Source organism: Marinospirillum alkaliphilum DSM 21637 (assembly GCF_900119735.1).
GTDB classification, from domain to species: domain Bacteria; phylum Pseudomonadota; class Gammaproteobacteria; order Pseudomonadales; family Halomonadaceae; genus Marinospirillum; species Marinospirillum alkaliphilum.
This window is the reverse complement of record NZ_FPJW01000001.1, coordinates 337946-364457: the sequence shown is the minus strand read 5'-3', so window position 1 is coordinate 364457 and position 26512 is coordinate 337946. Positions and strand designations below refer to the sequence as shown.

At 54.7% G+C, this 26512-nt stretch carries 25 protein-coding genes; 8 read left to right on the top strand and 17 right to left on the bottom strand.

Annotated elements, in window-relative coordinates:
- Window positions 1-2: 2 nt before the first annotated feature.
- The 10 genes from BT114_RS01810 to BT114_RS01765 form a co-directional block, all read right to left on the bottom strand.
- Complete coding sequence (locus tag BT114_RS01810; RefSeq protein ID WP_072324591.1) at window positions 3-2030, bottom strand: VWA domain-containing protein; 2028 nt, start codon at window positions 2028-2030, stop codon at window positions 3-5.
- 13 nt (window positions 2031-2043) lie between these two features.
- A complete protein-coding gene (locus tag BT114_RS01805; RefSeq protein WP_072324590.1) occupies window positions 2044-2706 on the bottom strand; it encodes a YEATS-associated helix-containing protein in 663 nt (220 codons plus the stop codon).
- Window positions 2707-2755: 49 nt separating this feature from the next.
- Window positions 2756-3118, bottom strand: coding sequence for a hypothetical protein (locus BT114_RS01800; RefSeq protein WP_072324589.1), 363 nt, complete (start codon window positions 3116-3118; stop codon window positions 2756-2758).
- A 96-nt stretch (window positions 3119-3214) separates the two neighbouring features.
- Window positions 3215-3676 (bottom strand): YcgN family cysteine cluster protein, encoded by a 462-nt coding sequence (locus tag BT114_RS01795; RefSeq protein ID WP_072324588.1) that lies wholly within the window; start codon window positions 3674-3676, stop codon window positions 3215-3217.
- Complete coding sequence (locus BT114_RS01790) at window positions 3676-3963, bottom strand: YcgL domain-containing protein (RefSeq protein ID WP_072324587.1); 288 nt, start codon at window positions 3961-3963, stop codon at window positions 3676-3678. The genes BT114_RS01795 and BT114_RS01790 overlap by 1 nt, the downstream gene beginning before the upstream one ends.
- On the bottom strand, window positions 3960-5090 hold the full coding sequence (gene rnd / locus BT114_RS01785) for a ribonuclease D (protein WP_072324586.1): 1131 nt from the start codon (window positions 5088-5090) through the stop codon (window positions 3960-3962). Before rnd ends, BT114_RS01790 begins: the two co-directional genes overlap by 4 nt.
- Window positions 5087-5707 carry a recombination mediator RecR gene (gene recR / locus BT114_RS01780; protein ID WP_072324585.1) on the bottom strand — a complete coding sequence of 207 codons (621 nt, stop codon included), beginning with the start codon at window positions 5705-5707 and terminating at the stop codon, window positions 5087-5089. The genes rnd and recR overlap by 4 nt, the downstream gene beginning before the upstream one ends.
- A gap of 21 nt (window positions 5708-5728) precedes the next feature.
- Window positions 5729-6061, bottom strand: a complete 333-nt coding sequence (locus BT114_RS01775) for a YbaB/EbfC family nucleoid-associated protein (protein ID WP_072324584.1) — start codon at window positions 6059-6061, stop codon at window positions 5729-5731.
- Window positions 6062-6085: 24 nt separating this feature from the next.
- Complete coding sequence (dnaX, locus tag BT114_RS01770) at window positions 6086-7999, bottom strand: DNA polymerase III subunit gamma/tau (protein ID WP_072324583.1); 1914 nt, start codon at window positions 7997-7999, stop codon at window positions 6086-6088.
- Between the two features lie 112 nt (window positions 8000-8111).
- Window positions 8112-8969 (bottom strand): TraB/GumN family protein, encoded by an 858-nt coding sequence (locus BT114_RS01765; protein ID WP_072324582.1) that lies wholly within the window; start codon window positions 8967-8969, stop codon window positions 8112-8114.
- A gap of 61 nt (window positions 8970-9030) precedes the next feature.
- On the opposite strand from BT114_RS01765, the gene BT114_RS01760 reads away from it, so the two are divergent.
- Entirely contained in the window at window positions 9031-9657 is a 627-nt protein-coding gene (locus tag BT114_RS01760; RefSeq protein ID WP_072324872.1) for a LysE family transporter, read from the top strand.
- Between the two features lie 109 nt (window positions 9658-9766).
- Window positions 9767-10096, top strand: a complete 330-nt coding sequence (locus BT114_RS01755) for a hypothetical protein (protein WP_072324581.1) — start codon at window positions 9767-9769, stop codon at window positions 10094-10096.
- A gap of 85 nt (window positions 10097-10181) precedes the next feature.
- On the opposite strand, the gene katG is transcribed toward BT114_RS01755, so the two are convergent.
- The gene (katG, locus tag BT114_RS01750) at window positions 10182-12350 is read right to left on the bottom strand and encodes a catalase/peroxidase HPI (protein ID WP_072324580.1); all 2169 of its coding nucleotides are present in this window, start codon (window positions 12348-12350) and stop codon (window positions 10182-10184) included.
- A 229-nt stretch (window positions 12351-12579) separates the two neighbouring features.
- Between katG and BT114_RS01745 the strand changes: the two genes are divergently transcribed.
- Window positions 12580-13404 (top strand): NADPH-dependent oxidoreductase, encoded by an 825-nt coding sequence (locus tag BT114_RS01745; RefSeq protein WP_072324579.1) that lies wholly within the window; start codon window positions 12580-12582, stop codon window positions 13402-13404.
- 15 nt (window positions 13405-13419) lie between these two features.
- On the opposite strand, the gene BT114_RS01740 is transcribed toward BT114_RS01745, so the two are convergent.
- Window positions 13420-14298, bottom strand: a complete 879-nt coding sequence (locus tag BT114_RS01740; protein ID WP_218163434.1) for an NAD(+)--dinitrogen-reductase ADP-D-ribosyltransferase — start codon at window positions 14296-14298, stop codon at window positions 13420-13422.
- 76 nt (window positions 14299-14374) lie between these two features.
- On the opposite strand from BT114_RS01740, the gene BT114_RS01735 reads away from it, so the two are divergent.
- Complete coding sequence (locus tag BT114_RS01735; protein WP_072324578.1) at window positions 14375-15280, top strand: ADP-ribosylglycohydrolase family protein; 906 nt, start codon at window positions 14375-14377, stop codon at window positions 15278-15280.
- 16 nt (window positions 15281-15296) lie between these two features.
- Here BT114_RS01735 and BT114_RS01730 read toward each other — a convergent pair whose 3' ends face one another.
- The 3 genes from BT114_RS01730 to BT114_RS01720 form a co-directional block, all read right to left on the bottom strand.
- Window positions 15297-15545, bottom strand: coding sequence for a hypothetical protein (locus BT114_RS01730; RefSeq protein WP_072324577.1), 249 nt, complete (start codon window positions 15543-15545; stop codon window positions 15297-15299).
- A gap of 131 nt (window positions 15546-15676) precedes the next feature.
- Window positions 15677-17935, bottom strand: a complete 2259-nt coding sequence (locus BT114_RS01725; protein ID WP_072324576.1) for an arginine/lysine/ornithine decarboxylase — start codon at window positions 17933-17935, stop codon at window positions 15677-15679.
- Between the two features lie 83 nt (window positions 17936-18018).
- Window positions 18019-18717, bottom strand: coding sequence for a response regulator transcription factor (locus tag BT114_RS01720; protein ID WP_072324575.1), 699 nt, complete (start codon window positions 18715-18717; stop codon window positions 18019-18021).
- Between the two features lie 197 nt (window positions 18718-18914).
- Here BT114_RS01720 and BT114_RS01715 point away from each other — a divergent pair, with 197 nt between their 5' ends.
- The 4 genes from BT114_RS01715 (at window position 18915) to BT114_RS01700 (ending at window position 22897) form a co-directional block, all read left to right on the top strand.
- Window positions 18915-19331, top strand: a complete 417-nt coding sequence (locus BT114_RS01715; protein ID WP_072324574.1) for a hypothetical protein — start codon at window positions 18915-18917, stop codon at window positions 19329-19331.
- A gap of 525 nt (window positions 19332-19856) precedes the next feature.
- Window positions 19857-21314, top strand: a complete 1458-nt coding sequence (gene gabD, locus BT114_RS01710) for an NADP-dependent succinate-semialdehyde dehydrogenase (protein WP_072324573.1) — start codon at window positions 19857-19859, stop codon at window positions 21312-21314.
- A gap of 3 nt (window positions 21315-21317) precedes the next feature.
- Window positions 21318-22154, top strand: coding sequence for a class I SAM-dependent methyltransferase (locus tag BT114_RS01705; protein WP_072324572.1), 837 nt, complete (start codon window positions 21318-21320; stop codon window positions 22152-22154).
- A gap of 65 nt (window positions 22155-22219) precedes the next feature.
- The gene (locus BT114_RS01700) at window positions 22220-22897 is read left to right on the top strand and encodes an NBR1-Ig-like domain-containing protein (RefSeq protein WP_072324571.1); all 678 of its coding nucleotides are present in this window, start codon (window positions 22220-22222) and stop codon (window positions 22895-22897) included.
- A gap of 8 nt (window positions 22898-22905) precedes the next feature.
- Here the strand turns inward: BT114_RS01700 and BT114_RS01695 are convergent, their stop codons facing one another.
- Window positions 22906-25122, bottom strand: coding sequence for a CHASE2 domain-containing protein (locus BT114_RS01695; RefSeq protein ID WP_072324570.1), 2217 nt, complete (start codon window positions 25120-25122; stop codon window positions 22906-22908).
- The gene (locus BT114_RS01690) at window positions 25119-26507 is read right to left on the bottom strand and encodes a FecR family protein (protein WP_143142744.1); all 1389 of its coding nucleotides are present in this window, start codon (window positions 26505-26507) and stop codon (window positions 25119-25121) included. Before BT114_RS01690 ends, BT114_RS01695 begins: the two co-directional genes overlap by 4 nt.
- Window positions 26508-26512: the final 5 nt, after the last annotated feature.

The following is a 26512-nucleotide window of genomic DNA, read 5'->3' as shown; positions in this document are numbered from 1 at the left end:
ACTCAGCGACGATCGTCCTGGTCATCAAAGTCCAGTCCGTCATCCAGATCTTCAAGTTCCAGATCCACCGCTTCCATATTCTGCGCCTGTTCACGTGCCTTGCGCTTGTTCACAAAGCGCCGGTACATCAGGAAAGCGATCAGGAACAACAGGATATTGGCCACACCCAGCGCAATGTAGATCCACAACATGCGGGGATCATCCCAGCTCTCGATGGGTGACAAGTCCAGTGATGGCAACTCTATTCCACGACTGCTGGCCGGTGGCGCAACAGCTTCGGCCTCAGGTGCAACTGCAGGTTCTGCAGGAACCCCCGGTGCTGGAGCTGGAGCCGGAGCCGGAACCGGAGCAGCAGGCTGAGCTGCTGGTGGCACAGGAACAATCGGTGCCGGCACAGCCTGTTGTGCCGGTGGCAGGGTTGGCACAAAAGCAGGCGGTGGTGGCTCATCAGCCGGACTGTCCATCAAGTCAGGGCGAGATGCCTGCGTTCCCGCAATGCGGGGTGGCAACAGCATGTTAGGCAGGTCAACCTGAATGGCACGGTTCTGCAACTGGCCCTGCACTTCCACTTCCAACGTCTGTGCCTGACTGCGATCCAGACCACCCAGATCAACCTTCCACTCGCCATCACCGCGATATTCCGGTGTCAGCGGCTGACCATTGGCAGTAATGGTGAAACGAATATCCGAAGGCCGCAGTTCAGGATGCTGAGTGCGCAGGATCACACGTGGTGGACTGCCATCTTCCGGTTGTTGCAAGGTGGCCGCCACCACATCCTGCACGTTGAAACTATGCACCAACTGACGACGGAAAGTACGACCATCCACTTCCACCTTCAGGGTTTGTTCACCCAGTTGCGGGAACTCTGTGATGCTGGTGGCATAACGTGGGCGATTGGCAGCCAGAGGCATGGCGTACTCACCCAACACCTGACCACCCTTGCTATGGTGTGCCTTGCTTTCCAACAGACCAAGGAACTCACGACGCCCCACCACCTGGCCTTCTTCGGTGAACCAGACTTCCAGTTGCTGCGGGAAACCCCGATAAACAGTGGATGGAAAACCAGAGCTCTGCAAACGAATATCCGATACCACGGTGACCCGGTTGTCAGGATGTTCAGGCGTTTCGATGCGCCACTCACCCGCTTCCGGGCGACTGACAGTAATCAGGGTATAACGCTCATTACCGTGCCAGCGAATATGACGTACCGGTTCTTCACGGCTATGGCGCTGTCCGGAGGGAGCATGCAAGGCAACCGTAGCAGCAGGCGCATGGAATACCAGCGCAGTGAACTCATCAATGGCAGAGTCGATCAGGAAGCGATTGCCCAGCAGCGGCACTTCCTCAGATGGCATGAAACGATTCAGGATCTGCAGCAACAGTGGCATCAGGTCATCAGCATCGTAGGCAATGGCATGCAAACCACCGGTACGCTGTGCCATGGTGGCCATCAAGTCATGGTCTGCTTCATCAGACAGCGCCAGGGTATGAATCACAAAACCAGCATCTGCCAAACGCGGCACCAGTGTTCTCAGCAGGTGATCACGAGACTTCTGGTTTTCTTCCGCACGTGCAGCCGCCGTTGGTTTTTCAGAAATATCAACCAGACCATCAGACAACAGGATGATATGACGCTCACGCCCAGGTGCAGGGCGGGCATGATCCCAGCTTGCCCGCTCGATGGCATTTTCAATATCGGTAAACAAAGCAACTGAGTTGATCTTGGCGGCTTGCTGTCGTGCATTGGTGCGCCAGGCTTCATCAACAGCCCCGTGAGGGACCAGCATGTTGACATAAGCACCAAAGGTCCAGATCCCGGCTCGGCTGTCAGCAGGTAACAGATCAATCAGCAGATTGGTAGCCGGTATACGCAGGTTGTTCGGATCCGTGCGCCGCATACTGCCGGAAATATCAACCACCAGGCGCACATCCGGCTGGGGGGTTGCTGCCAGCAGCGGTGCACTGACAGTCAGCAGGGCAGGAAGCAGCAGCAACATCAGCAGTCTGCAGAATGCCTTGTATCCGAACATTGTTGTTTTCTCCTTAAACGCTGGCTTCCGCCAGTCGACGGCCACGCTCACTGAGGTGCCAGCGCAATCCCCAACTGGAGTTCACCTTGCCTGCCAGACCTCGCGTCACCAGAATATTCAGTGATTTAAGCACATCATTGTCTGCCATATCCAGTTCCTGCAGCAGGCTTTCCTGAGTACGGAAGATATAGCGGCCCGTGCCCAGTGCTTTCAGCACCTGGGTAGCAGCCACATCCAGATCGTCCAGTACTTCCTGATCCTCGGCCTTGGTGTTTTCCATCTCGGTTTCAGTTTCAATCAGCGGCAACAAGGTTTGGTGCAACTGTTTAACCTGAACGCGTAAATCATCAACCTCAGCTTTGGCAGAGTCAGCAGCCAACAGGGTACGATCCAGCTTGTTGGTCACCACTACCCGGGAGGCAATCGCAGCAATCAGACACAAACCGGTATAAATCAACAATTGGCCCGGGTCATTCTGGCTCTGGGTAACCATACCGCTACCGACCAGATCCAGTGCCACTGGCACCAGAAAAGCGGCACCCACACCCACCACGACACAGCGCAGCATACCGGTGGTATCCCGGTTGTTCTGATTCAGCAGATAGAAGTTAATCAGTCCACCAAACACACCGGCAATCAGCATGACAAGCGTTAAGATGATGACAAATCCGACCATGACTTGAGTTTTCCTGTCTTGTTACGTGCAAGGTTCAAATAAAAAATGGTTATTCTTTTTCCTGCTCAGCCGCTTCCCTGGCTGCAGACTGCTGCTGCAGTCGCTTTCTGGCCCAACCCCAAAGCAGCGCCAAAGGCCAGGCCAACACCAGGGCAATCAACAGCGGCAGTGCTTTTTCAATCAGCACTACGGCTGGTACTCGACCCAAAAGATCCAGAATCAACACAATAAAAGCAGGAGCCAGCGCAGTATCATTAACCGCAGCAGGCACCAACAAAATAGCCAACTGGCTTAAAAATACACCGGCACGGAGGGTAAAGGGAAGCCAGAGCAGGAGTTTCCAGCTTGCCAGCAGCAGCAAAACACTGCTGATCAGGTAAGCGAACCAGCTGAGAAGAATCAGACTATCCATGGTTGATCGAGTTCAGGTCAGTTATTTGAGGCAACCATACTAGTAGGGCTGGCCCCGGATTAAAAGAAACAAGCTGTAATCTTTTTGTTCGAAAAATCAATTGATCCAGTGGATGATGCGCTCTTCAAGATCCTCATCCCTGGCCAACCGGGTTTCACAAACCACCTGACCGCGCACACTGATTCCTGCCAGATGCATGGCTTGATCATCCCCGGTTAACAAGGGATGCCAGACCGGCAGCGACTTGCCAGCATGACGCAAGCGGTAAGCACAGGTCGGTGGCAACAAGGGGAACACGGCCTCCCCTTCACTGCGAATGGACATACAATCCGGCACATATTCCAGCCTGCGTTTGTAACGACTGCAGCGGCAACTGGTTAAATCCAGTAGTTTGCAGGCCACATCCGTGTAATAGACCTGGTCATCTTCTTCATCTTGCAGCTTGTGCAGGCAACAACGCCCACAACCATCACAAAGGGCTTCCCACTCGGCATCCTGCAACTTCTCCAGCGGCAACAACCAGAAATCCTTGCGCAAACCGACAGCTGTAGCAGGCATCAATAACGCGCCTCGGTGGGCGCACGATAAAGATCCAGCAGGTATTCTTCCCTTGCCGGAGGCATCTGCAGGTAATAACCCTGAATCATCAGCGCTTTACAAACTTCACTGGCCTCAATTCTAGCCAGTGTTTTTTCCGGAGTCAGCAGCATTGTCATCACTGCGCGAGGTTTACCAAAGTGATCCAGCAACTCTTTGGGAACCGGCTTCAGTCCCTTTTGTTTGTCCACATAAAGGTACATTTCATCCTTTACCGGACTGGCAAACACCTCTGTCAGAATTCTCATTCAGGCTTACCTTCATTTTTTGCCAGGTTTTCAACCAAATGTTCCAGCACTTCACGACGCCAGCTCGGCCAGTCTTCCGGCACTTCAGGCTGCTGCCCACAACTCAGCGCCTGCAACCACTCCTCCTGCTGACGGCGGCGGGTTAACAGCTCTGCCGGTAACTGGAGTTTTTCAGCCAGTTGATCCAGCGCCTGCTTCAGGCGTTTGCGTTGCTGTTTATACACCTGACTCATCGGCGAAATCAGCGGAACTGGCAAGGCTTCCGTGGGTAGCTGACGAGCCATTTCGATTTCCGCCAGCACCGCTTCACCATAACGCTTGATCCAGCCAGGTGTTGCATCGGGCAAGGCTGCCAGAGCAGCGGCATGGCGTGGCTGTTTTTCGGCTAAAAGCTGCAGCAGGCCATCGGAAGCCACACGACTGCGCGGTCGATCCAGATGACGAGCGGTGGCTTCACGCCAGCGCGCCAACTGCTGCAGCACCGCCAGTTGCGGTGAATCCAGACGCCATGCCTGCTTACAACGCAACCAGGCATCTTCCGGTGCATCACTGGCAGCTTCCGTCACCAACCACTGACTTTCTTCGCGCACCAGCTCCAGGCGGCCCTGTTCCAGCAGGCGATTTTTCAATAACTGCCAGACTGGCAGCAGGTATTCCACATCCAGCGCCGCATAGTGCTGCTGCGACTCAGTCAAAGGCCGCTGCAACCAGTTGGAACGGGTTTCACCCTTTTCCAGGCTGATCTGAAGCAGTCGCTCCACCAGTCGGGAATAGCCCATGCCGGTTTCCTGCTCAGCCACCGCCGCAGCCAACTGGGTATCAATGAGCGGTGTGGGTAATACACCCAACCAGTGCTGCAGCATTTCCAGGTCTTCCGAACAGCTGTGGAAAACCTTGACCGGACCACCCACCAGCAAACGACGCAGGGATTCAGGCTTGCCCAGCGCCAACACATCCAGCAGATAACAAGCCTGACCATCACCCACCTGCAACAAGGCGGGTTTCGGGTAAAAGGTATCCGTGCGGATGAATTCAGTATCCATGGCCAGCTCCTCCAGCTCCATCCAGGCAGCACAGAGGGCATCCAGTTGTTCCGGGTCATCAACCCAGACGTGAGGTAGACTCATCCGTCAGAATCCTTGCGGGTGGCGAAACCCAGGCGCCCGGCAAAAGCCCGCGACAGGGTGCCACCATCGATAAATTCAAGCTCACCACCCAGTGGAATACCATGTGCCAGGTGGGTCACCTTCAGTGGCAAGCCAGCCAACAGCTCCACCAGGTATTGTGCCGTGGTTTCGCCTTCCAGCGTAGGATTGGTGGCCAGAATCACTTCATCCACCGGTTCATCTTTCAGGCGTTGCAATAACTCATCAAACCCCAGATCTTCCGGGCCGATGCCTTCCAGCGGTGACAGGTGGCCGAGCAGCACAAAATAGCGGCCGTCATACACACCACTCTGCTCCAGCGCCAGCATGTCTGCGGGGGTTTCCACCACACAGAGTACGTTTTGATTACGGCGACCGCTGCTGCAGATACGGCACAGGTCTTCTTCGGTCAGGGTGCGGCAATTCTTGCAATGGCCCACCTGCTCCATTGCACGTGCCAATACCGAGGACAGGCGCTGCCCGCCCTGGCGATCACGCTCAAGCAGGTGTAATGCCATGCGCTGGGCACTTTTCGGGCCGACACCAGGCAAACAACGTAATGCCTGGATCAGCTCTTCGATCAGGGGACTGAATTGCATCTGGGTCAGACTTGCATGGGTTTAGAAGGGCATTTTAAAGCCGGGTGGCAGCGGAATACCCGCTGTCAGTTCTGCCATCTTGTCCTTGCTCAGCTGCTCAACACGACGCACGGCATCATTCACTGCAGCAGCCAGCAAGTCTTCCAGCATTTCTTTATCTTCCTGCAGCAGGCTGGAATCAATTTCAACCTTGCGCACATCATGACGCCCGGTCATGGTGACTTTCACCAATCCAGCGCCCGCTTCACCCACAGCAGTGGCATTGGCGGCTTCTTCCTGCAGTTTCTGCATTTTTTCCTGCATTTCCTGGGCCTGCTTCATCAGCTTGCCCATGTCACCCATACCTTTAAACATGAGATTCTCCTGCAAACATTAAAATCAATGGAGGGTATTGTCCTGCATCCAGACGGCAGGCACAACGCTGCCGGTATCCAATTCGGCCTGAAACGTCTGCTGCAACACCTGTACGTGGGGATGCTGCTGCAAGGCAACAATAGCCTGCTGATGCTGTTGTTCACGTATTTTGACACGGCGGGCTGAAACATTATCCAGCGGCAAGGGATCACGCGCCTCAAACTGCAGTGTCAGCGGCTGTTGCAACAGCTGTTGTAAACGCTGCTGCAATTGCCGCCGGGTATCATCACTGATAAACGCCAACGCCTGAGCCGGTGCGGCAAAAAACAGGGTTGAACCCTCCTGCCCCAGTAAACACAGGTTACGTGCCTGGCTGGCGGCCCAACCGTGTAAATCCAGCTGGCTGAACAATTGCAGCCAACCTTCATTATCCAACAGTGTGTTGCTATCCAGCACCCAGGCTGCCGCGCCCGGGGACTCAACAGCTGATTCGGCCATAACAGGCTCGGCAACAACCGGTTCAGTAACAACTGATTCGACAACAACAGGCGCTGCAATCACTGGCTCTGCAATGACCGGCTCAGATACAGCTTCCTCAACAACCGCCGCCATCGGGACCTGAGCAGGTTGAATTGCAACAGACTGAATTTCAGCAGATTGAGTTTCAACAGGCTGGATAGCCGGAGCAGGCTCACTCACCTGCATGGCAGCACGCATCGGCCCCTGAACCGGCATTTCATCCACCACCGCCAGTTTTGCCCAAGCAAAATCTGCAGCAGAAGGTTCAGGGGCTGACGGCTTTGGGCTGTGAGTGGTTCCAGTCATCAGGTCATGATCCGGCAGCTCAGGAATCCCCTGAGGGCGGAAAGCCAGCATGCGCAACAGCGTCATTTCCAGTCCGGTGCGGGGATCAGGTGCCAGGGGCAAGTCACGGCGCCCTTCAATCGCCAACTGATAAAAGAGCTGGACTTCTTCAGCAGGCAGGGTGGCCGCCAGTTGCACCAGCTCATCCCGATCCGCTTGATCCGGTGGCAAGGCTTCCGGCACCACCTGCGCCAGCGTCAGACGATGCAAAAGAGTGGCAAGATCCTGCAAAACGGCTGCAAAATCAGGTGCCTGCTCAGCCAGACCGGCCACCACGGCCATCAACTGCCGAGCATCATGTGCCACCAGCGCACGCAACAGGTCCAGCAGGTGACGGTGATCCAGCACCCCCAACATACTAGCCACCTGATCGGTGATCAGTTGCCCCTGACCAAAAGCAATCGCCTGATCGGTCAGACTCAGGGCATCACGCATGGAACCGTCAGCCGCACGCCCCAGCAGCCAGAGCGCGGCATCGTCATAACTGACACCTTCTTCACCCAGCAGGTAACGCAGATGCTCCACCACCCGCTCGGGCGGCATGTTCTTGAGCTGAAACTGCAAACAACGCGACAACACCGTCATCGGCAGCTTCTGCGGATCAGTGGTCGCCAGCAGGAATTTGACGTGAGGGGGTGGTTCTTCGAGGGTTTTTAACAGCGCATTAAAACTGTGGCTGGACAACATGTGCACCTCGTCAATCAGGTACACCTTAAAGCGGCCTCGGGTCGGCGAGTACTGCACATTATCCAGCAGCTCACGGGTGTCCTCCACCTTGGTGCGGCTGGCGGCATCCACCTCTATCAGATCAACAAAACGACCGGCATCAATTTCCTGGCAGGAAGAACAAACCCCACAGGGCTCACTGCTGATGCCTTCCTCGCAGTTCAGGCATTTGGCCAGAATCCGCGCCAGGGTGGTTTTACCCACACCGCGGGTGCCGGTGAACAGATAAGCATGGTGCAGCCGGTCAGTATCCAGCGCATTCACCAGTGCCTTGCGCACATGATCCTGGCCCACCAGCTGATGAAAATTCTTCGGACGCCACTTGCGCGCCAGCACCTGATAACTCATGAACTCGTTTCCGCGACTGCTGAAAAGGAAAAACGACAAAGCAGAAGGATAACATGAACCCCCCGGCAAAATTCAGAAATTGCCGTGCAACTCACTCGGCAGCCGCTGTTATTCAGAAGCTGCTGACCCGGTATCCACGGCGTTCCAGCAGGGCCAGCAAACCATCCGGCCCCACCAGATGACCTGCCCCCACCAGCACCATCTCCGTGTGGGGCGATCCAAACATCGCCTCAATCTGCGGTAACCAGTTCAGGTTGCGCTGCACCAGCAGGGTTTCATACACACCGGGAACCGCCTGAGTGCTGGCGTTGATCAATTGGTGCAGTTCATCCCTGCTCCCCGAACGCCATGCAGCAATCATATCGTCAATCAACGCGGGCATTTCATGCAGGTGATCCAACGTCTGAATCACCAGTTCATTTTCATGCCCTTCGCCCATGGTGGCCAGATAGTGCAACTGCTGATTCAAGCTTTCCAGAGCAGCGGTACGCTTACCATCCCGCAATGCCCGGCGGTGAAAAATAAAATCCACACCCTCCTGCGTCACACCCAGTTTCTGCAACTCCATCATGGAAATGTTCAGGATGATCATCTGGGGACGAAAGCGCTCCAGTTGCCCCATTGGCAAGCCCACTGAACGCAAATGATCATTCAGTTGCTGATACACCTCTGGGCGCAGGTTTTGCCTCAGGGTGGTGCCATCCCGATACATCATCATGGCCATCATCTGCTGCTGGGCTGCTGGGTCGGTCAGTGTTTGCAGCTCCACCTCAAACACCAGCCGGTCCGACTGGGCATAAGCCCGGTCAAAAGCTTCGGGCAAAGGCAAATCCTGTTGACGCAACAGATGCAGGGTTCCTGCCAGATACACCACTGAATTGCCCCGCTGCACCTTCCACACTGACGACTCTGCCAGCAGGCTGCCGGGGATCACCAGCAACAACAAAATGATCAGAATGCGCTTTAACATGCCCTCTCCTTGCAGTGGTTTTCTTCTGTTAAGATAGCCCTTTTACACGGGGATGCCCATCATGACCCTGGAAACCTGGATTGCCTTGTTTCTTGCCTGCTGGTTCATCAGCCTGTCGCCTGGTGCCGGAGCCATTGCATCCATGTCCTCCGGTCTGAATCACGGCTTTCGCACCGGTTACTGGAATGCCATTGGCCTGCAACTGGCCCTGCTGTTACAGGTAGCCGTAGTCGCTGCCGGTCTGGGTGCCATCCTGAGCACCTCGGAAATGGCCTTTGGCATCATCAAATGGTGTGGTGTGGCCTACCTGCTCTACCTGGGCTGGAAACAGTGGCATGCACCCATCACAGTGGTACAGGCCGATCAGGAGCATAAAACCCGAACCACGGCCATGGCGCTGGTGTTACGCGGTTTTCTGGTCAATGCCAGCAACCCCAAGGCGATCATCTTCATTCTTGCGGTACTGCCGCAGTTCATCAATCCACAGCAACCGTTGTTGCCACAGTATCTCATCATGACCATCACCATGGTCTGCGTGGATCTGGTGGTGATGGCCGGTTACACAGGGCTGGCAGCCAAGGTGCTGCGCCTGCTGCAACAACCCCGGCACCAGACGTTGATGAACAGAACCTTCGGCGGCACTTTTGTGGCCGCAGCCCTGTTGCTGACCAGCGTTAAAAGCAGCTGACACGGCCGGATACTCCGTCAACAACAAGACATCAACCAGCGGATCATTGATTTATTTTTAGCACAGATTTACATTCATCCTTACCCCTGTCTCCGAGAGGCTTCCCATCATGCACCTGCGATCCTGGATGCTGTCCCTGCTACTGCTGTTTCTGGCTACCAACCTGCAAGCAGCGGATTATTACGTTGATATCACCAACAAGACCGGCTACACCATCATGTTCATCTATGTCAGCCCTGCAGACTCCACCTCCTGGGAAGAGGATGTGCTGGGCAACGACGTGCTGGGCAACGGAAAAACCACCCGAATCAATTTGCGCGGTTACAAAAGCCCGGTATTTGACATTCGTCTGATCGACAGTGATGGTGACAGCTACACCTTCTGGAAAGTGGATGTCTCCAGGAAAGACATTGTGGCAACCCTGGAGCATCTGGACTGACAAGAACTGTGCCAGCCATTAAAAAACCCCGACCAGTGTTCAGCTGGCCGGGGTTTTCTGCTTTTCAGGCGTTTACAGCGGCAACTCAGGCCAGATCAAAACGATCGGCATTCATCACCTTGGTCCAGGCAGCCACAAAGTCCTTCACAAACTTCTCTTTCGCGTCATCCTGCGCATAGAGCTCGGCATAAGCGCGCAGGATGGAGTTGGAACCAAACACCAGATCCACGCGGCTGGCTGTCCATTTCACGGCACCGGTGTTGCGATCCACGATGTCGTAGCTGTTGCGCCCGGTGGGTTTCCAATTGTAGTTCATGTCGGTCAGGTTGACAAAAAAGTCATTGGTCAACTGCCCCACCCGATCGGTGAACACACCCACCTTGCTGCCGCCGTGGTTGGTGCCCAGCACCCGCATGCCACCCAGCAGCACCGTCATTTCCGGTGCGGTCAGACCCAGCAACTGGGCACGATCCAGCAAGAGTTTTTCCGGCGTGACGTTGTAGTCCTTTTTCAGCCAGTTACGGAAACCATCATGCACCGGCTCCAGATAACTGAAAGACTCCACATCGGTGGCGTCCTGAGTGGCATCACCACGACCCGGTGCAAAGGGCACTGCAACCTTTACCCCAGCCGCCTGAGCCGCCTGCTCAACACCCACATTACCGGCCAGCACAATCACATCCGCAACACTGGCACCGGTATCGGCAGCAATGCCTTCCAGCACCTTCAAGACCTTCTGCAGGCGTGTCGGTTCGTTGCCTTCCCAGTCCTTCTGTGGTGCCAGACGAATGCGGGCACCATTGGCACCACCGCGCATGTCTGAACCCCGGAAGGTACGGGCACTGTCCCAGGCGGTGCACACCAGCTCACTGACACTCAGACCACTGGCGGCAATTTTGGCTTTCACTGCAGCCACGTCATAACCGGTTTTACCGGCCGGAATCGGGTCTTGCCAGATCAGGTCTTCTTTCGGCACTTCCGGACCGATATAACGGGACTTTGGCCCCATGTCCCGGTGTGTCAGCTTGAACCAGGCGCGAGCAAACACCTGATCAAAATAGGCTGGGTCCTTGTAGAAGCGCTCGGAAATCTTGCGATATTCCGGATCCATCTTCATCGCCATATCAGCATCGGTCATGATCGGGTTATGACGGATGGAGGCATCTTCCACATCCACCGGCTTGTCTTCTTCCTTGATATTGATCGGCTCCCACTGCCAGGCACCGGCCGGGGACTTTTTCAGCTCCCAGTCATAGTTCAACAGCAGATGGAAATAACCGTTATCCCACTGCGTCGGGTTGGTGGTCCAGGCCCCTTCCAGGCCGCTGGTCACGGTATCCCGACCGACACCACGGGTTTTGTGGTTGTTCCAGCCCAGCCCCTGCTCTGCAATATCCGCCGCTTCCGGCTCCGGCCCCAGATTGGCCGCACTGCCGTTACCGTGTGCTTTACCCACCGTGTGACCACCGGCAGTCAGGGCAACGGTTTCTTCATCATTCATCGCCATGCGGGCAAAGGTTTCACGCACGTCTTTGGCGGTTTTCAGCGGATCAGGTTTGCCATCCACCCCTTCCGGGTTGACGTAAATGAGACCCATCATCACCGCAGCCAGTGGGTTTTCCAGATCCCGTTCACCGGAATAACGGCTGTTGGGATTATCAGTGGGTGCCAGCCACTGGTCTTCACTGCCCCAATAGATGTCTTTTTCCGGATGCCAGATGTCTTCGCGACCAAAGGAAAAACCAAAGGTCTTGAAACCCATCGACTCATAAGCCACGTTACCGGCCAGAATGATCAGGTCGGCCCAGCTGATGCTGTTGCCATACTTTTTCTTGATCGGCCACAAGAGGCGGCGGGCCTTGTCGAGGTTAGCGTTATCCGGCCAGGAATTCAGCGGGGCAAAACGCTGGTTACCGGTTCCGGCACCACCACGACCATCCGCCACCCGGTAAGTACCGGCCGCGTGCCAGGCCATGCGAATCATCAGGCCACCATAATGACCCCAGTCGGCCGGCCACCAGTCCTGACTGTCGGTCATCAGCTCGGTCAGGTCTTTTTTCAGCGCTGCCACATCCAGTTTTTTCAGGGCTTCACGGTAGTTGAAATCCTGCCCCAGCGGATTGGTCTTGCTGTCCTGCTGATGCAAAATGTCCAGATTCAGTGAGTCGGGCCACCACATTTTCGGGCTGCTCTGGCTGGTGTTGCCGCCATGCATCACCGGGCACTGGCCTGCAGATGTATTGTTATTGCTCATGGAATGGTGCTCCTCTTGCCTTAGTGGGTCCTTAAATAGCCTTTTTCTATAAATTAGGCTGCACTTAATCAAATTTACCCTATAAGTAATAGTCGCTTTTTTTCCTCCTGCACAATAAATCTCTTGCATTGGGTCAATAGATTCAATGATTCAGCAACCGGATGGCGTGAGCGGTAAAAAATGCTAGCATCGCTGGACTGATGAGTATAAACCTGAAGAGAAAACCGGCATGACCACTCCTACAAAAACACTCTGGCAGGAACGCTACCGTGATGACCACCAGCAGGAACGGCTGATCAGCAACCCGGTGATTGAACAGATCCTGGCCCACCGCAGTGTGCGTGCCTACAGTGATCAACCCCTGCCGGAAGGATGGCTGGAAACCCTGCTGGCCACCGCCCAGTCAGCAGCCACCTCATCCAACCTGCAAGTCTGGAGCCTGCTGGTGGTGGAAGACCCGGCCCGCAAGGAACGCCTGTCCAAAATTGCGCGTCAGGCTCATGTCGCCAGGGCACCGGCGATTCTGGTATGGCTGGCAGACTTTTCACGCATTCAACAGCAGGCCACAAAACGCGGCGCTGAACTGCCCGCACTGGATTATTTTGACAGCGCCCTGATCGGTAGTGTGGATGCGGCTCTGGCTGCCCAGAATGCCGCACTGGCAGCGGAATCCCTGGGACTGGGAACCGTTTACCTTGGCTCGCTGCGTAATGACCTGCAGGCCACTGTGGATGAACTGCAACTGCCACCGCTGGTGTTCCCGGTGTTTGGCATGGCCATCGGTTACCCGGACCCGGACAAACCTGCCGCCATCAAACCCCGCCTGCCACAGGCAGTGATTCTGCATCGGGAAACCTACCAGCCCCATCCGCAGCAGGATGAGTTGATCAGCGCTTTTGATCAGCGCCTGGGCGAGTTTTATCAGGAGCAGAAGATCAACGTCTCTGACTGGAGCGGTCATGTGATTGAGCGCTTGCAAGACATCGATGCCGGTGGCACTGCCCGTTCACAGATCGGCCCGGTGATTCGCCGCCAGGGCTACCCTATGCGCTAAAACATGTGTTAAAACCTACCGGCCCAGTTGCACCTGATACACCCCGCCAATCACCAGATGTTCCTGCTCTCCCTGCAGCACATCGGGCAACAGGCCGGGGAAATACAGCAACTTCGGGCCGGGCACCCGGGTTTCCAGAATCGCATCACCAAAGGCTCCGGCCATATCCCGATCACTGCTGAACGAATTCAGGTTATTCAGTACCAAACGGCAGCAGTCGGATTCACTGGAGCCCAGCAACTCATGGGCTTCAATCCGGTTCACCCCACGATACAACAACCAGTGCTGCTGCCCCGGAAAACGCCGCGCCAGTTCGTACTGACAGAAGCTGTACAGCAGGTCCAGCTGCGCTTCCAGCGCGTTGGCGTTGTACAAACCGCGTGATACCTCAGCCTGATAAGCGGCATAACACGCACTGTTGAAGTCCTTTAACGAACTCCGGTGGTTACGCGGCAACAAACCAAAGCGCGACTCCACCCAGTGCTTTAACACCGCCGCCTCCATGCCATCGGCATTAAACAACCAGCCACGCAATAACCGCAGGTAGTCTGCCTTGTGGCGCTTCAGACGCTGACGTGCAGGATCAGCACCGGCCAGATCAACCTGATTCAACAGAAACGCCGAACACATGTACTGACGAAAATGCAGCGCCCGCAGCGCCGGATCGACCAGCTCATCCAGCGCCATGAAAAAACGCCGGTGCAGATCATGCACCCCATCAATCAACAGGGGCACCGGTTGCTGCTGAAAGGTCAGGCTGCCGAGAATCACTGGCGGCAGGTTGCAACGATTGAATGAACGCCGCGCCCACACCGGCAGCGTTGCCTCACCGCTGGTGGCAATGGCCAGCTCCAGGGCAGAAGGTACGGAAGAAAGGCTGTTGCGATGGATCAAGATGGGTGTCGCCCGCTCAGTTATCATCCCGGACAGCATAAAGATTTTTTGACTGAACAACAGGAGAAAACGCCGGATGCCTGATCGACAGCAACGCTATCGCGGTTCCCTGCTAGGCCTGGCCGTTGGCGATGCACTGGGCACCACACTGGAATTTCGTGAAAGGGGCAGTTTTGAACCCATCAGCGACATGGTCGGTGGCGGGCCGTTTTTCCTCAAACCCGGCCAGTGGACGGACGACACCTCCATGGCCCTGTGTCTGGCCCATTCACTGCTGGAATGCCGGGGTTTTGATGCCGAAGACCAGATGCGCCGTTACTGCGACTGGCGCTCCAGTGGTTACATGAGCAGCAATGGCCGCTGTTTTGACATCGGTGTCACCGTTTCCGAAGCCATCAGCAGCTTTCTGCGCACCGGCAATCCGCTGGCCGGTTCCCGTGACCCCTTCACCGCTGGCAACGGCTCACTGATGCGACTGGCCCCGGTGGTGATGTACTACAGCCCCGATACCAAACAGGCACTGCACTTTGCCGGTGAAAGCTCACGCACCACTCACGGTGCCAAAGAATGCATCGATGCCTGCCGTTATTTTGCCGCACTGCTGCACCAGGCCTATGCAGGCAACAGCCAGACACGCGAAGCACTGCTGCAAATCGACCACTACAGCCCGGAAACCACCAAGGTTCAAGCCATACAGCAAGGAGAGTATCGGGAAAAAAACAGGGATCAGATCAAAGGCAGTGGTTATGTGATTGACTGCCTGGAAGCAGCACTCTGGTGTTTTCATCACACCAGCAACTTCAGTGATGCCGTGCTGGCCGCAGCCAACCTGGGGGATGATGCAGACACCACCGCTGCCGTCTGTGGACAGATCGCCGGTGCCTGGTACGGCCTGGAAGGCATACCCGAACACTGGCAGCAACGGGTGGTGATGGGGAAGGAAATTCTTGAACTCGCCGATCAACTGCTGACAAAACCCTGAAAAACCATCGCTGCACTTAATGCGACTCGCTTTCTTTGTATTTGATTTTTTTGACTAAAACGCAAGTCATCACCAAGGTTAAAGCCAATAACATAGTAGAAATCAGCGCATAAACACCTGCAGCCTGCTCATGCCACACAATCTGCCCATCAAAATAACGCCCTAGCTCATCATAAGGAAGTAGTGCCCTTTCATACGTCATGCTGGCAAAAAACAAACAAAGCAGGGCATTTAAAACGATTAACACTATCAAGAATATCGGCATGTTTATCTTCTTAAAACCCACTGTTCATCCTCACGATAAGAATGCGACACGGCGGTACCACTATTCTCTACATACCGAATCAGGAAGTTCTGGAGGAATCCGTCCGGACTGGGAAGGAAACCTCCAAACGATCAGTCTTCTTTGACCACATCCACGTAGTAGCCTTCCACACCGTCCACCACTTCCCGTGCCAGGCCGTGTACATCGGTCTCAAAGCCGGGGAAGCGTTCATTGAAGTCACGTACGAACTTCAGGTAACGCACGATGGTGTTGTTGAATCGCTCACCTGGGATCAGCAGTGGAATACCCGGCGGATAGGGGGTGACCAGAATGGCAGTGATGCGCCCTTCCAGATCATCAATCGGGCAACGCTCCACCTGGCGGTGGGCCATTTTTGCCCAGGCATCCGCAGGCAGCATGGCCGGTTCGATCTTCGACAGGTACATGTCGGTGGTGATCCGTGCCAGGTTGTATTCCTTGTAAACCTGGTGGATGGCAGTACACAGATCACGTAGGCCGGTGCGCTCGTAACGCGGGTTGCGCGCGGCAAATTCCGGCATCACCCGCCACAGCGGCTGGTTGCGGTCGTAGTCGTCCTTGAACTGCTGCAGCTCGGTCACCATGGAGTTCCAGCGGCCCTTGGTGATGCCGATGGTGAACATGATGAAGAAGGAATAAAGACCGGTTTTTTCAATGATGATGCCATGTTCAGCCAGGTATTTGCTGACAATGGCCGCCGGAATGCCCTGCTCGTCAAAGTTGCCATCCACATCCAGGCCGGGGGTGATGATGGTGGCCTTGATCGGGTCGAGCATGTTGAAGCCGGTTTTGATGTCACCAAAACCGTGCCAGTTGTCACCGGAGTGGATCACCCAGTCATCCCGGTCACCAATGCCTTCATCCACTGTCAGATGATCCGGTCCCCAGACCTTGAACCACCAGTCAGTGTCACCGAACTCTTCATCCACCTTGCGCATGGCGCGGCGGAAGTCGATGGCTTCATGGATGGATTCTTCCACCAGCGCATGGCCACCGGGCTCTTCCATCATCGCTGCCGCCACATCACAAGAAGCAATGATGGCGTACTGCGGGCTGGTGGATGAGTGCATCAGGTAGGATTCGTTGAAACGGTAACGGTCCAGTTTGCGGCTCTTGCTGTCCTGCACCAGAATCTGTGAGGCCTGAGACAGACCGGCCAGCAGCTTGTGGGTGGACTGGGTGGCAAACACCAGCGTTTCTTCCGAGCGCGGACGGTCGGCACCAATGGCGTGCATGTTGCGATAAAACTCATGGAAGGCCGCATGAGGCAACCAGGCTTCATCAAAATGCAGGGTGTCGATGGTACTGCCGAGGACCTGCTTGATCTCCTCCACGTTATAGAGGATGCCATCATAGGTGGACTGAGTGATGGTCAGAATGCGCGGCTTCTTGTTTTCTGCCACCCGGGCAAAGGGGTTGGCTTCAATCTTCTGACGGATGGTCTCGGGATCAAACTCACTTTTCGGGATCGGCCCGATGATGCCGTAATGGTTGCGGGTCGGCATCAGGAACACCGGAATGGCGCCCGTCATGATGATGGAGTGCAGGATCGATTTGTGGCAGTTACGGTCCACCACAACGATGTCGCCCGGTGCCACCGTGGAGTGCCACACCACCTTGTTGGAGGTGGAAGTGCCGTTGGTGACAAAAAACAGGTGATCACAGCCGAAAATGCGCGCGGCATTCTGTTCACTGGCCGCCACCGGGCCGGTGTGATCCAGTAACTGACCCAGCTCATCCACAGCATTGCATACGTCGGCACGCAGCATGTTTTCACCAAAAAACTGGTGGAACATCTGCCCCACCGGGCTTTTCAGAAAAGCCACACCACCGGAATGGCCGGGGCAGTGCCAGGAATAGGAAGAGTCACTGGCATAGTCCATCAGTGCCGTGAAAAAGGGCGGCGCCAAGGCATCCAGGTATTTTTTGGCTTCACGGATGATGTGACGTGCCACAAACTCCGGCGTGTCCTCAAACATGTGAATAAAGCCATGCAGTTCACGCAGGATATCGTTGGGAATATGGCGCGAGGTACGGGTTTCACCGTAAAGGAAAATCGGGATGTCGTGATTGCGCTTGCGCACTTCACGGATGAAGCTGCCGATGACTTCAACGGCACGGTCTACACCATCAACAGCATCGTTAAATTCTTCATCATCAATCGACACAATGAAGCAGGAGGCACGACTGGCCTGCTGGGCAAAGGCAGTCAGGTCACCATAACTGGTGTACCCCACCACCTCCATGCCTTCCTTGCTGATGGCCTCTGCAAGATCCCGGATACCGGAACCGGAGATGTTTTCAGAGCGGAAATCTTCATCAACAACTACAACGGGAAAGCGGAATTTCATGCGTGCTGGCCTGCCTGATTTTCAATAGGTGGACAAAGTGCGCAATCTAACGCATCCACCTGCTGAAAACCAATGAATTTCTGTTACGTCGTACAAATGCGATAACCCACACCGGAGAAGGTCTGAATCACATCCTTGCCACCCAGCTTACGGCGCAGACGATGCACCAGAACCGCAATGGTATCCACGCTGGCCTGTACACTGCCTTTACTCACCGCATCAGCCAGTTGCATCTTTGACAAGGGCTGCCCTTCGGCGTGCAGAAGGGCATGTAACAGATCAAATTCGGCGCGGGTCAGCTTGATGCTTTTTCCTTCTGTGCCGGTCACCATGCGTGTTGTTGCATCCAGGGTCCAGCCGGAAAAGTGCCAGCGCTGCGCACTGGGTTTGCTGCCATGATCACGAAACCCGATGCGCTTGAGAAAATTACGGGTCTTGGCTGCAACCAGGTCAGGAGAAACAGGCTTGCCAATGCAATCATCAGCCCCCATTTCCAGTACCGCCAGCTGACTACGGCAATCCTGGTCGCCGGATAACACAAACACCGGTAGATCCTGATGCTGTCGCAGACGCCTGAGCACCACCAAACCATCCTCTTCACCCAAGTCCCGATCCAGCAACAGCAGGTCGTAAGGCTGGTACTCCAACAGACTATAAAAGTCGCGTGCCCCGGCAGCCTTGTATCCCTGGATGCTGAACTCACCCAAGGCTTCCTCCAGCTGTCTTGAAAAGTCTTCATCTTCCGATGCGATGAGGACGTTATAGATGCAGTTATCTCGCATAAAGCCCCCAACTTCCGCCAACCCTAATCAAGAAAAGATTACATCATTAAGTAAAGATTAACAAAACACAAAATAAATGCTGTCAGAAAACCAAGACAAATCGCCAAGGTCTTATAAACGCCCAACACCTTGTAATTTTACTACCGAATGCTTTATACTTTCGTATAGCAAGCAAGCGCAGCATTTCGGAGGCCAGCATGATTGATACCCAACAGCTGAAAACCCTGCTTCAAAGTAAAGAACACCTGGAACAGCAACTGGTGCTCAGCCTTTCGGCTCGCCCCGAAACCTGGCGCAGCATCCATGCACGCCATCCAGAACTGGCCTTTGTACTGGCACAGAACCCCAGCCTGCCGACAGACCTGGCAGATGAGCTGGCAGCACATCCAGACAGCAGGGTACGCCTGATGATCGCCAGGCGCGGCAAACCCGGTTATATCGCCTTGCTGCAACTGAGCCAGGACCCGGAAGCAGCCGTCAGACTTGCTGTTGCCAAACGTGACGACCTGGATAATGCCTTGATCGAGCAACTGCAACAGGATTCCGATCTGGCTGTCAGCCTTGCTGCACAGCTCTACCAGCAACAACCACTGGCCATGGCCAGTGGTTGGTAAAGAGGCTTCTAAACAAGTTTTAAATTTTTCCTTCGTCGATTGACTGAGTGCGTCTTTTGCACTGACGGGCAGCTGAATAGCTGCCCTTTTTTTTACCTCTTTTCCAGCCGTTCTCATCATTCAGTTATCAACATTTCCTGTGGATAAGTCTGTTAAAAAACCTGTGGCAACAGCCCCATCAACTGATCATCCCTAGCCTCTGTTCAGATTGGCTAAAAAGGCAGCACCCCAACCATAGACCTTCTTGATCCATAGCAACAAAAAACACCATATCATTGATAAATATAGATTTTTATAAAAAATTAACACCCAGGGGTTGACATCTCAGTCATCAGAAGGCAACTAAAATCCCATCGCACCAACACAGTGCCATAAGTCTTGCATGATGCAAAAAGATCCATTTTTTTCCTGTGGACACTTGACGTCAGCAAGATGACAGGTTCACCCATGACAAGTCCTTCAACAGCCTGCTATTCTGGACTCAATAACGCTATTCAAAGCCATCAGGGCCAGGAGAAAACACCGATGCAATTACAAGACAGCAAACTCTTCCGTCAGCAGGCCTGGATTAATGGTGCATGGACAAATGCTGACTCAAACAGCACCACACAAATCCATAACCCCGCCAACGGTCAGCTGCTGGGCAGTGTGCCCAATCTTGGTAAAGAGGAAACCCGTCGTGCGATTGATGCAGCCAATGCGGCCCTACCCGCCTGGAGAGCTTTAACAGCCAAAGAGCGCAGCCAGAAACTGAGAAACTGGTTCAACCTGATGATGCAGCACCAAGACGACCTGGCGCGGATCATGACCAGCGAACAAGGCAAACCCCTGGCCGAAGCCAAGGGCGAAATTGCTTATGCTGCTTCATTTGTGGAGTGGTTTGCTGAAGAAGCCAAGCGTGTTTATGGCGAAACCCTGCCGGGACATCAGGCAGACAAGCGCATTGTGGTGATCAAACAACCCATTGGAGTAGCGGCAGCCATCACCCCCTGGAACTTCCCGGCCGCCATGATCACACGCAAAGTGGCACCTGCACTGGCAGCTGGTTGCACGGTGGTTGTCAAACCGGCACCCCAGACACCCTTCTCGGCGCTGGCACTGGCGGAGCTGGCTGATCGTGCCGGTATTCCGGCGGGTGTACTGAACATCCTCCCGGCTGATGTGAACAACTCCATCGAGGTCGGTGCTGAAATGTGTGCCAACCCCATTGTTCGTAAACTCTCCTTCACGGGTTCTACAGCCGTGGGTGTCAAACTGATGGAACAGTGTGCGCCCAGCATTAAAAAGCTGTCACTGGAGCTGGGCGGCAACGCACCTTTTATTGTGTTTGATGACGCCGATCTGGATGCTGCGGTGGAAGGTGCCATGTTGTCCAAGTACCGCAATGCCGGGCAGACCTGTGTCTGTGCCAACCGCATTTATGTCCAGGCGGGTGTTTATGATGCCTTTGCAGAAAAACTCCAGGCTGCCGTTAGCCAGCTTAAGGTCGGTGATGGTTTTGAAGAAGGTGTCACCATCGGCCCATTGATAGATCAGCGCGCCGTTGAAAAGGTCAAACGTCATTTGCAGGATGCCATCAGCAAGGGTGCCCGGATTCTCAGTGGCGGACAGGAACACCCCAGCGGTGGCACCTTTGTGACACCAACCATCATCACTGACGCCCATCAGGACATGTTGTTGGCTCGTGAGGAAACCTTCGGACCACTGGCTCCGCTATTCCGTTTCACTGACGAAGATGAAGTGATCCGTCATGCCAATGACACTGAGTTCGGTTTAGCTGCTTATTTTTATGCCAAAGACCTGAGCCGGGTCTGGAAAGTGGCAGAAGCACTCGAATACGGTATGGTAGGTATCAACACTGGCATCATCTCCACTGAAGTTGCACCCTTTGGTGGTGTTAAATCTTCAGGACTGGGTCGCGAAGGTTCCCACCACGGCATCGAGGAGTATCTGGAAATGAAATACCTCTGCATGAGCGTTTAACTGATGAGTGATTATGCCAAACAACTCAATCACCACTATGCCGATGATCATCTGGCCGCACGACTGCGGGAAGCACTGATTGCTGAAGGGCTCAACCCTGAACAGCTGACGCTGGATAATATTGCCGCAATCGATCAACTGCATGTCGGTGGCCGTAAGGCCAGTCGCGAGCTGGCAGACCAGGCCGAATTTTTACCGGGCCAACAAGTGCTCGATCTGGGCTGTGGCACCGGTGGTGCCAGTCGGTTACTGGTGGCTGAATACGGTGTGCAAGTGGTGGGTGTGGATATCACCCAGGCTTTTGTGCAGGTGGCTGAATGGTTAACTTCGGCCACCGGGCTGACGCCCCGCTGCCACTTCCTGCAAGCAGATGCGCTGAACCTGCCTTTACCAGACCAGCATTTTGATGCCGTGTGGTGTCAGCACACCCTGATGAACCTTCCTGATTTACACCGGGCATTACAGGAAATTCACCGGGTATTAAAACCCGGCGGCAAATTACTGCTGCATGAAATCCTGCGGGGTGAAAATAACGAACCACTTGCCTACCCGGTTCCCTGGAGTGATGAAGGCAACAACAGCCATTTACACAGCCCGGATGCACTGACCAGCGCACTGCAACAAGCTGGATTCAGGCTCCACAGTCACCAGGACATTTCCGAGCAAGCCATTCACTGGCGTGAAAAACACACCGAACGGGAAGCTCGCGGCCAAACGGGTATTCTCACACCACAACTCATTTTTGGACCTCGTTTTCTTAAGATGGGAAAAAATTTGCATCTTAATCTTGCACAACATAAGATCAGGCTGATAGAAGGCATTTACATGGCAAGCAGCTGAGGTTTTATGCTTGGTGCTGACATTAACCAAGCAGAAGGTTCACGAATTAAAGGGAGAAATACACCATGGAACAGGATCTGGAAGCCTATATCCGGCAACGCTGCCGAAAACTGAAACTGAGCCTATCGGATCTTTCCCGGCAAGCGGGCATCAGCCGTCAGACGCTGTATGAATGCTGGTCCAATAACCAGAGCTATCCCAGTCTGAGCACACTGGTAGCCTTGTCTCAGGTGCTGGAAGTCCATCCGTTACGTCTGCTGCAGTTGGTTTTTCAACGCACAGAACTACCTGCAGCCCATCACGCCCTGCCAGGTGATCAAAGTGCTTTTGTAGATGATGTCACCGTCCCAGATGGTGAAAAGCTCCTCACCGGACAACGCTTCACCAAAACCTGGCGCTTGCAGAATGTCGGCACCGTCCCCTGGGTTGATCGCCAGTTGGCCTGCCAGGATGATGACCTGCTGGTTTTTTATGGCAAAGGCGAACAATTAAAGCTCGCTGAACGATTAAAACCCGACATGGAGCGACTTGCCATACCGGAGACCCAACCCGGTCAGACGGTTGATCTTTCAGTGACTTTCACCACCCCCAGTATTCCATGCACCGTCATATCCTACTGGAAAATGCTCAAGCCCGATGGCAGCTTTGCCTTCCCGGAATCAACCGGGTTATGGACCAAAGTCAAGGTTGTAGGACCAACCCAGGCTGCCGGGTTTAACACCGATGCCTGGCAGGAAAACTAGTCACCAGGTTATTTCTCTGTTCTGACCCAACTGCCGTCCCAGTCTTCAGCAGGCGGTTCACTGCGCAGCTGGGCGATGCGCTCCAGGTACAGCACATACTGATGCTCTTTCGGGTGCTGCTGCTGCAATGCACTGAAAGCCAGCTCGGCCTGATCCCACTCCCTGGAACGAAATAGCTTCAAGGCTTGATCCAACTGCTGCAGCTCCTGCTCCAGTTCCGGAGTGGCCTGAGCCACCGGGCATACCGGCTGATACACCCGCACCGGATGCACCTTGCCCTTCACCTTCACCAGATCCAGCTCGCGCCAGACAAAATGTTCCAGTGCCAGTTCGCGGGTACGCTCACCCACCACCAGACTGACACCATAATACTTGGTGGTGCCTTCCAGGCGTGATGCCAGATTCACGGCATCACCCAGCACTGTATAAGCGCGGCGGTAGGTTGAGCCCATGTCACCCACATTCATCACACCGGAATTGATACCAACACCAACACTGATCGCCGGTAGCCCTTCAGCGACAAACTCAGCACTCAGTCGTTCCGTCGCTTGCAGCATATCCATGGCAGCCTCAATGGAATGACGGGCATGCTCGGGATCATTGATTGGCGCACCCCAGAAAGCCATCACCAGATCACCAATGTACTTGTCGATGGTACCCCGGTGATCAAAAATGATGCCGGTGATGGGTGTAAAGTAACGGTTCAGCAGGCGCTTCAGCTCATCGGCTGCCAGAGATTCTGACAAGGTGGTGAATCCGCGAATATCGGAAAACAGCACACTCATCTCCCGAGACTCGCCGTCAAAATTAAAAGCGGCAGGATGACGACTCATCTCCTCCACCAGTTGTGGCGGCACATACTGGCCAAACATGTTTGCCAGGCGGTGATGAGTCATGAACTCATAAAAGAAGCCCCAGACAAAGTTGAACGTTGAAAGGACCAGCACCATGAACAAGGGGCCTGCCAGTGCCAGCACCACACCCTGCTCCACCCACAACCAACTCACCCATCCCAGCAACACACCTGCCACCATCAAACCACTCAACAGCTGCCAGACCGGATTTAACCAGGGCAACAACAAAGCCAGCAGTAATCCAGCCACCAGGGTGATCATCAGATTGGCTCCCGGAGCCCAGGAAGGCTGTTGCAGAAATTGCTGATCCAGCATGGCAGCCAACAGATTGGCATGCACTTCGACACCGGGATAAACCGCATCCACCGGTGTGCTGCGCAGATCAAACAGGCCAGGAGCACTGGTACCCACCAGCACGATTGCTCCCTCCAGCAGATCGGGATCAGTGATACCAGCCAGAACCTCCCAGGCGGGTAGATACGGGAAACTTCCTGCAGGCCCACGATAGGGAATTAATAGCTGGCCACTGCTGTCGGTTGGTAATGCCAGGGCATTATCCAGAAGAATGTGTTCAATGTGATCCCGATCAGCAATGCGTGCGGTACGCAATGCCACTTCTTCCAGAAACATGAATTGTCGCAAGGTCTGCAGGGAAAGAGATGGATACAACTGATCTTCATGGCGTGCCAGCATCGGTGCCCGACGAACCACACCATCAGCATCCGGTGCCAGACTGAAAAAACCGGCACCGGCAGCCTGTTCCATCAACACCGCTAATGGAGCGGCATAACCCGGCAACTGCGGTAATACAAGCCGGGCAGGATCCACTTCAGCCAGCTGCAGCGATTCGGGTAATTGGCCAGTCCCGCTGGACTCCTGATGATGAAACACGTAACCCAGCACCACTTCAGCCTGTTGTAAGGCTTCCGCTAGACGCAAATCGGCATCATAACGGGGAAGCAATGCCTTCAACTGCTGTTGCAGCTCCGCTACATCCTGACCTTCCAGCCCGGCCAGCACTTCCACAGCCGGATTACGCTCCGGCTCACCAAACAGCACGTCAAAGGCAACCACTGCGGCACCGGCTTCATGCAAAGCCATGACCAGGTCTGCAATGCGTGCCCGTGACCAGGGCCAACGCCCCTCCACCCCCAGTGACGCCTCATCAATATCCACAATAACAATGGATGCAGCAGCCGGTGCCACCTCACTCGGTAAATGCCACTGCATGCGCAGGTCATAAGCCAGCAGCTCAAAACGTTCATACAAGCGGGTGAAGGTGGGCAAAAAGCCGGACTGGGCAAGCAACAACAGGCCGGTCAGTAACAGACCAGCCAGCGTGGCAAAAAGGTGAGCGTTACGAGGGCTCATGGGCCTGTTGCTGCACCTGATTCAGTGCGATCGAATACAGCTATACCCTGCTCACCTGCAAGGTCATAAGCAGCAATAGCACCCTCCGCATTAGAGCCAACAAAACGGCCAGTAATCATGCCGCTACCATCACCACTTGTTAGCTGGATACCGCTACCATAAAACTGCCTGACTGTACCAAGCCCCTTCCACTCACCACCATCTTCCTGAAGAAAAACATCAATGGATCCCGTTAGAAAATTAACATCTAATGTGCCATCAACAATATATCCACTAGAAACAAGCGTGTACTCATAAGACCCGACAGAAGGTAAGGTAGCTAAAGTGGTATGTACCTGTGTTGCTGTTACCCAGGCAAACGAGAAGTTTTCTTCCTGCTGACCGTTAATTGTACCCGTTGCCCAGTTTCCCCACTCGACTTGCGAGTCCCCAATAAGCCTGGGCTCACGTGATTCCACCCACAAATCAAAGCTGTTGACTGACTGTAAATTGAATATGTCAGTGCCACCAGAGCCTGAAACCTGATTCTCAGTACTGGTTATTGAGCTACTGAAAAAAGCCCCACCATAACCACCTCCAACCACAAAACCATAAGGCCCAGGCGAGATAACAGCCACCAAGCCCGCGTAATTCTCTGTATCCCCAGTCAGCAATGATGCCAACATCGGCCCCGGTGTTCTCGGCACTGGCGTTTCCACCCGATCAGCGGGTTGCTCTTCCTGCTCTCCTGCCAGCCCTAAAGTCACGTCTTCTTCAAAGGCATTGTCAAAGAAGTCTGGTAAATCACGCTGCGGAATGGCTACCGGTGGCTGGTTGACACTCAGGATCTGTGCAGCCCGCTGCGGCATATCCACCCCGATTTCTACCCGACCAAAACGGTTCTGAACATAAATATTGCCGCGCTGGGTTCTGACAAACAGGTTATTACCCTGTTCACTGAACACTTCAAAGGCGGTGCCCCGGATGCCGATGGTCCCTGCCCGGCTTTCCACCCGGTAGCCTTCACCACCCACAGCACCGGTGATGGTGCGCAGGCCTCCGGTGACCAGACGCTTGACGCTGGCATCATCGGCAGCCGGTGCATCAGGCTGGTGTTTGAAGGCTTCAATCACCAACTGGCTGTTGGCCGTCAAAGAGATCATTTCGCCATCAGCCATACGCAACTGGGCACGCCCACCTTCCGGGGTGCGAAGGGTATCACCCACAAACACCGGGGAGCGGCGTGCCAGCTCACGCTGTGCCTGCCCCGGTTGCTGGGCCGTCACACCAGTGGTGGCCATCAGAATACGCCCAACCTCCTGCGGCTGGGCCAGTACGGATCCTGAGCAGGCCAGCAGTATCAGCAATAGCAAAGTCAGCCCATAATGCTTATAAAATTTGTTCATACTGC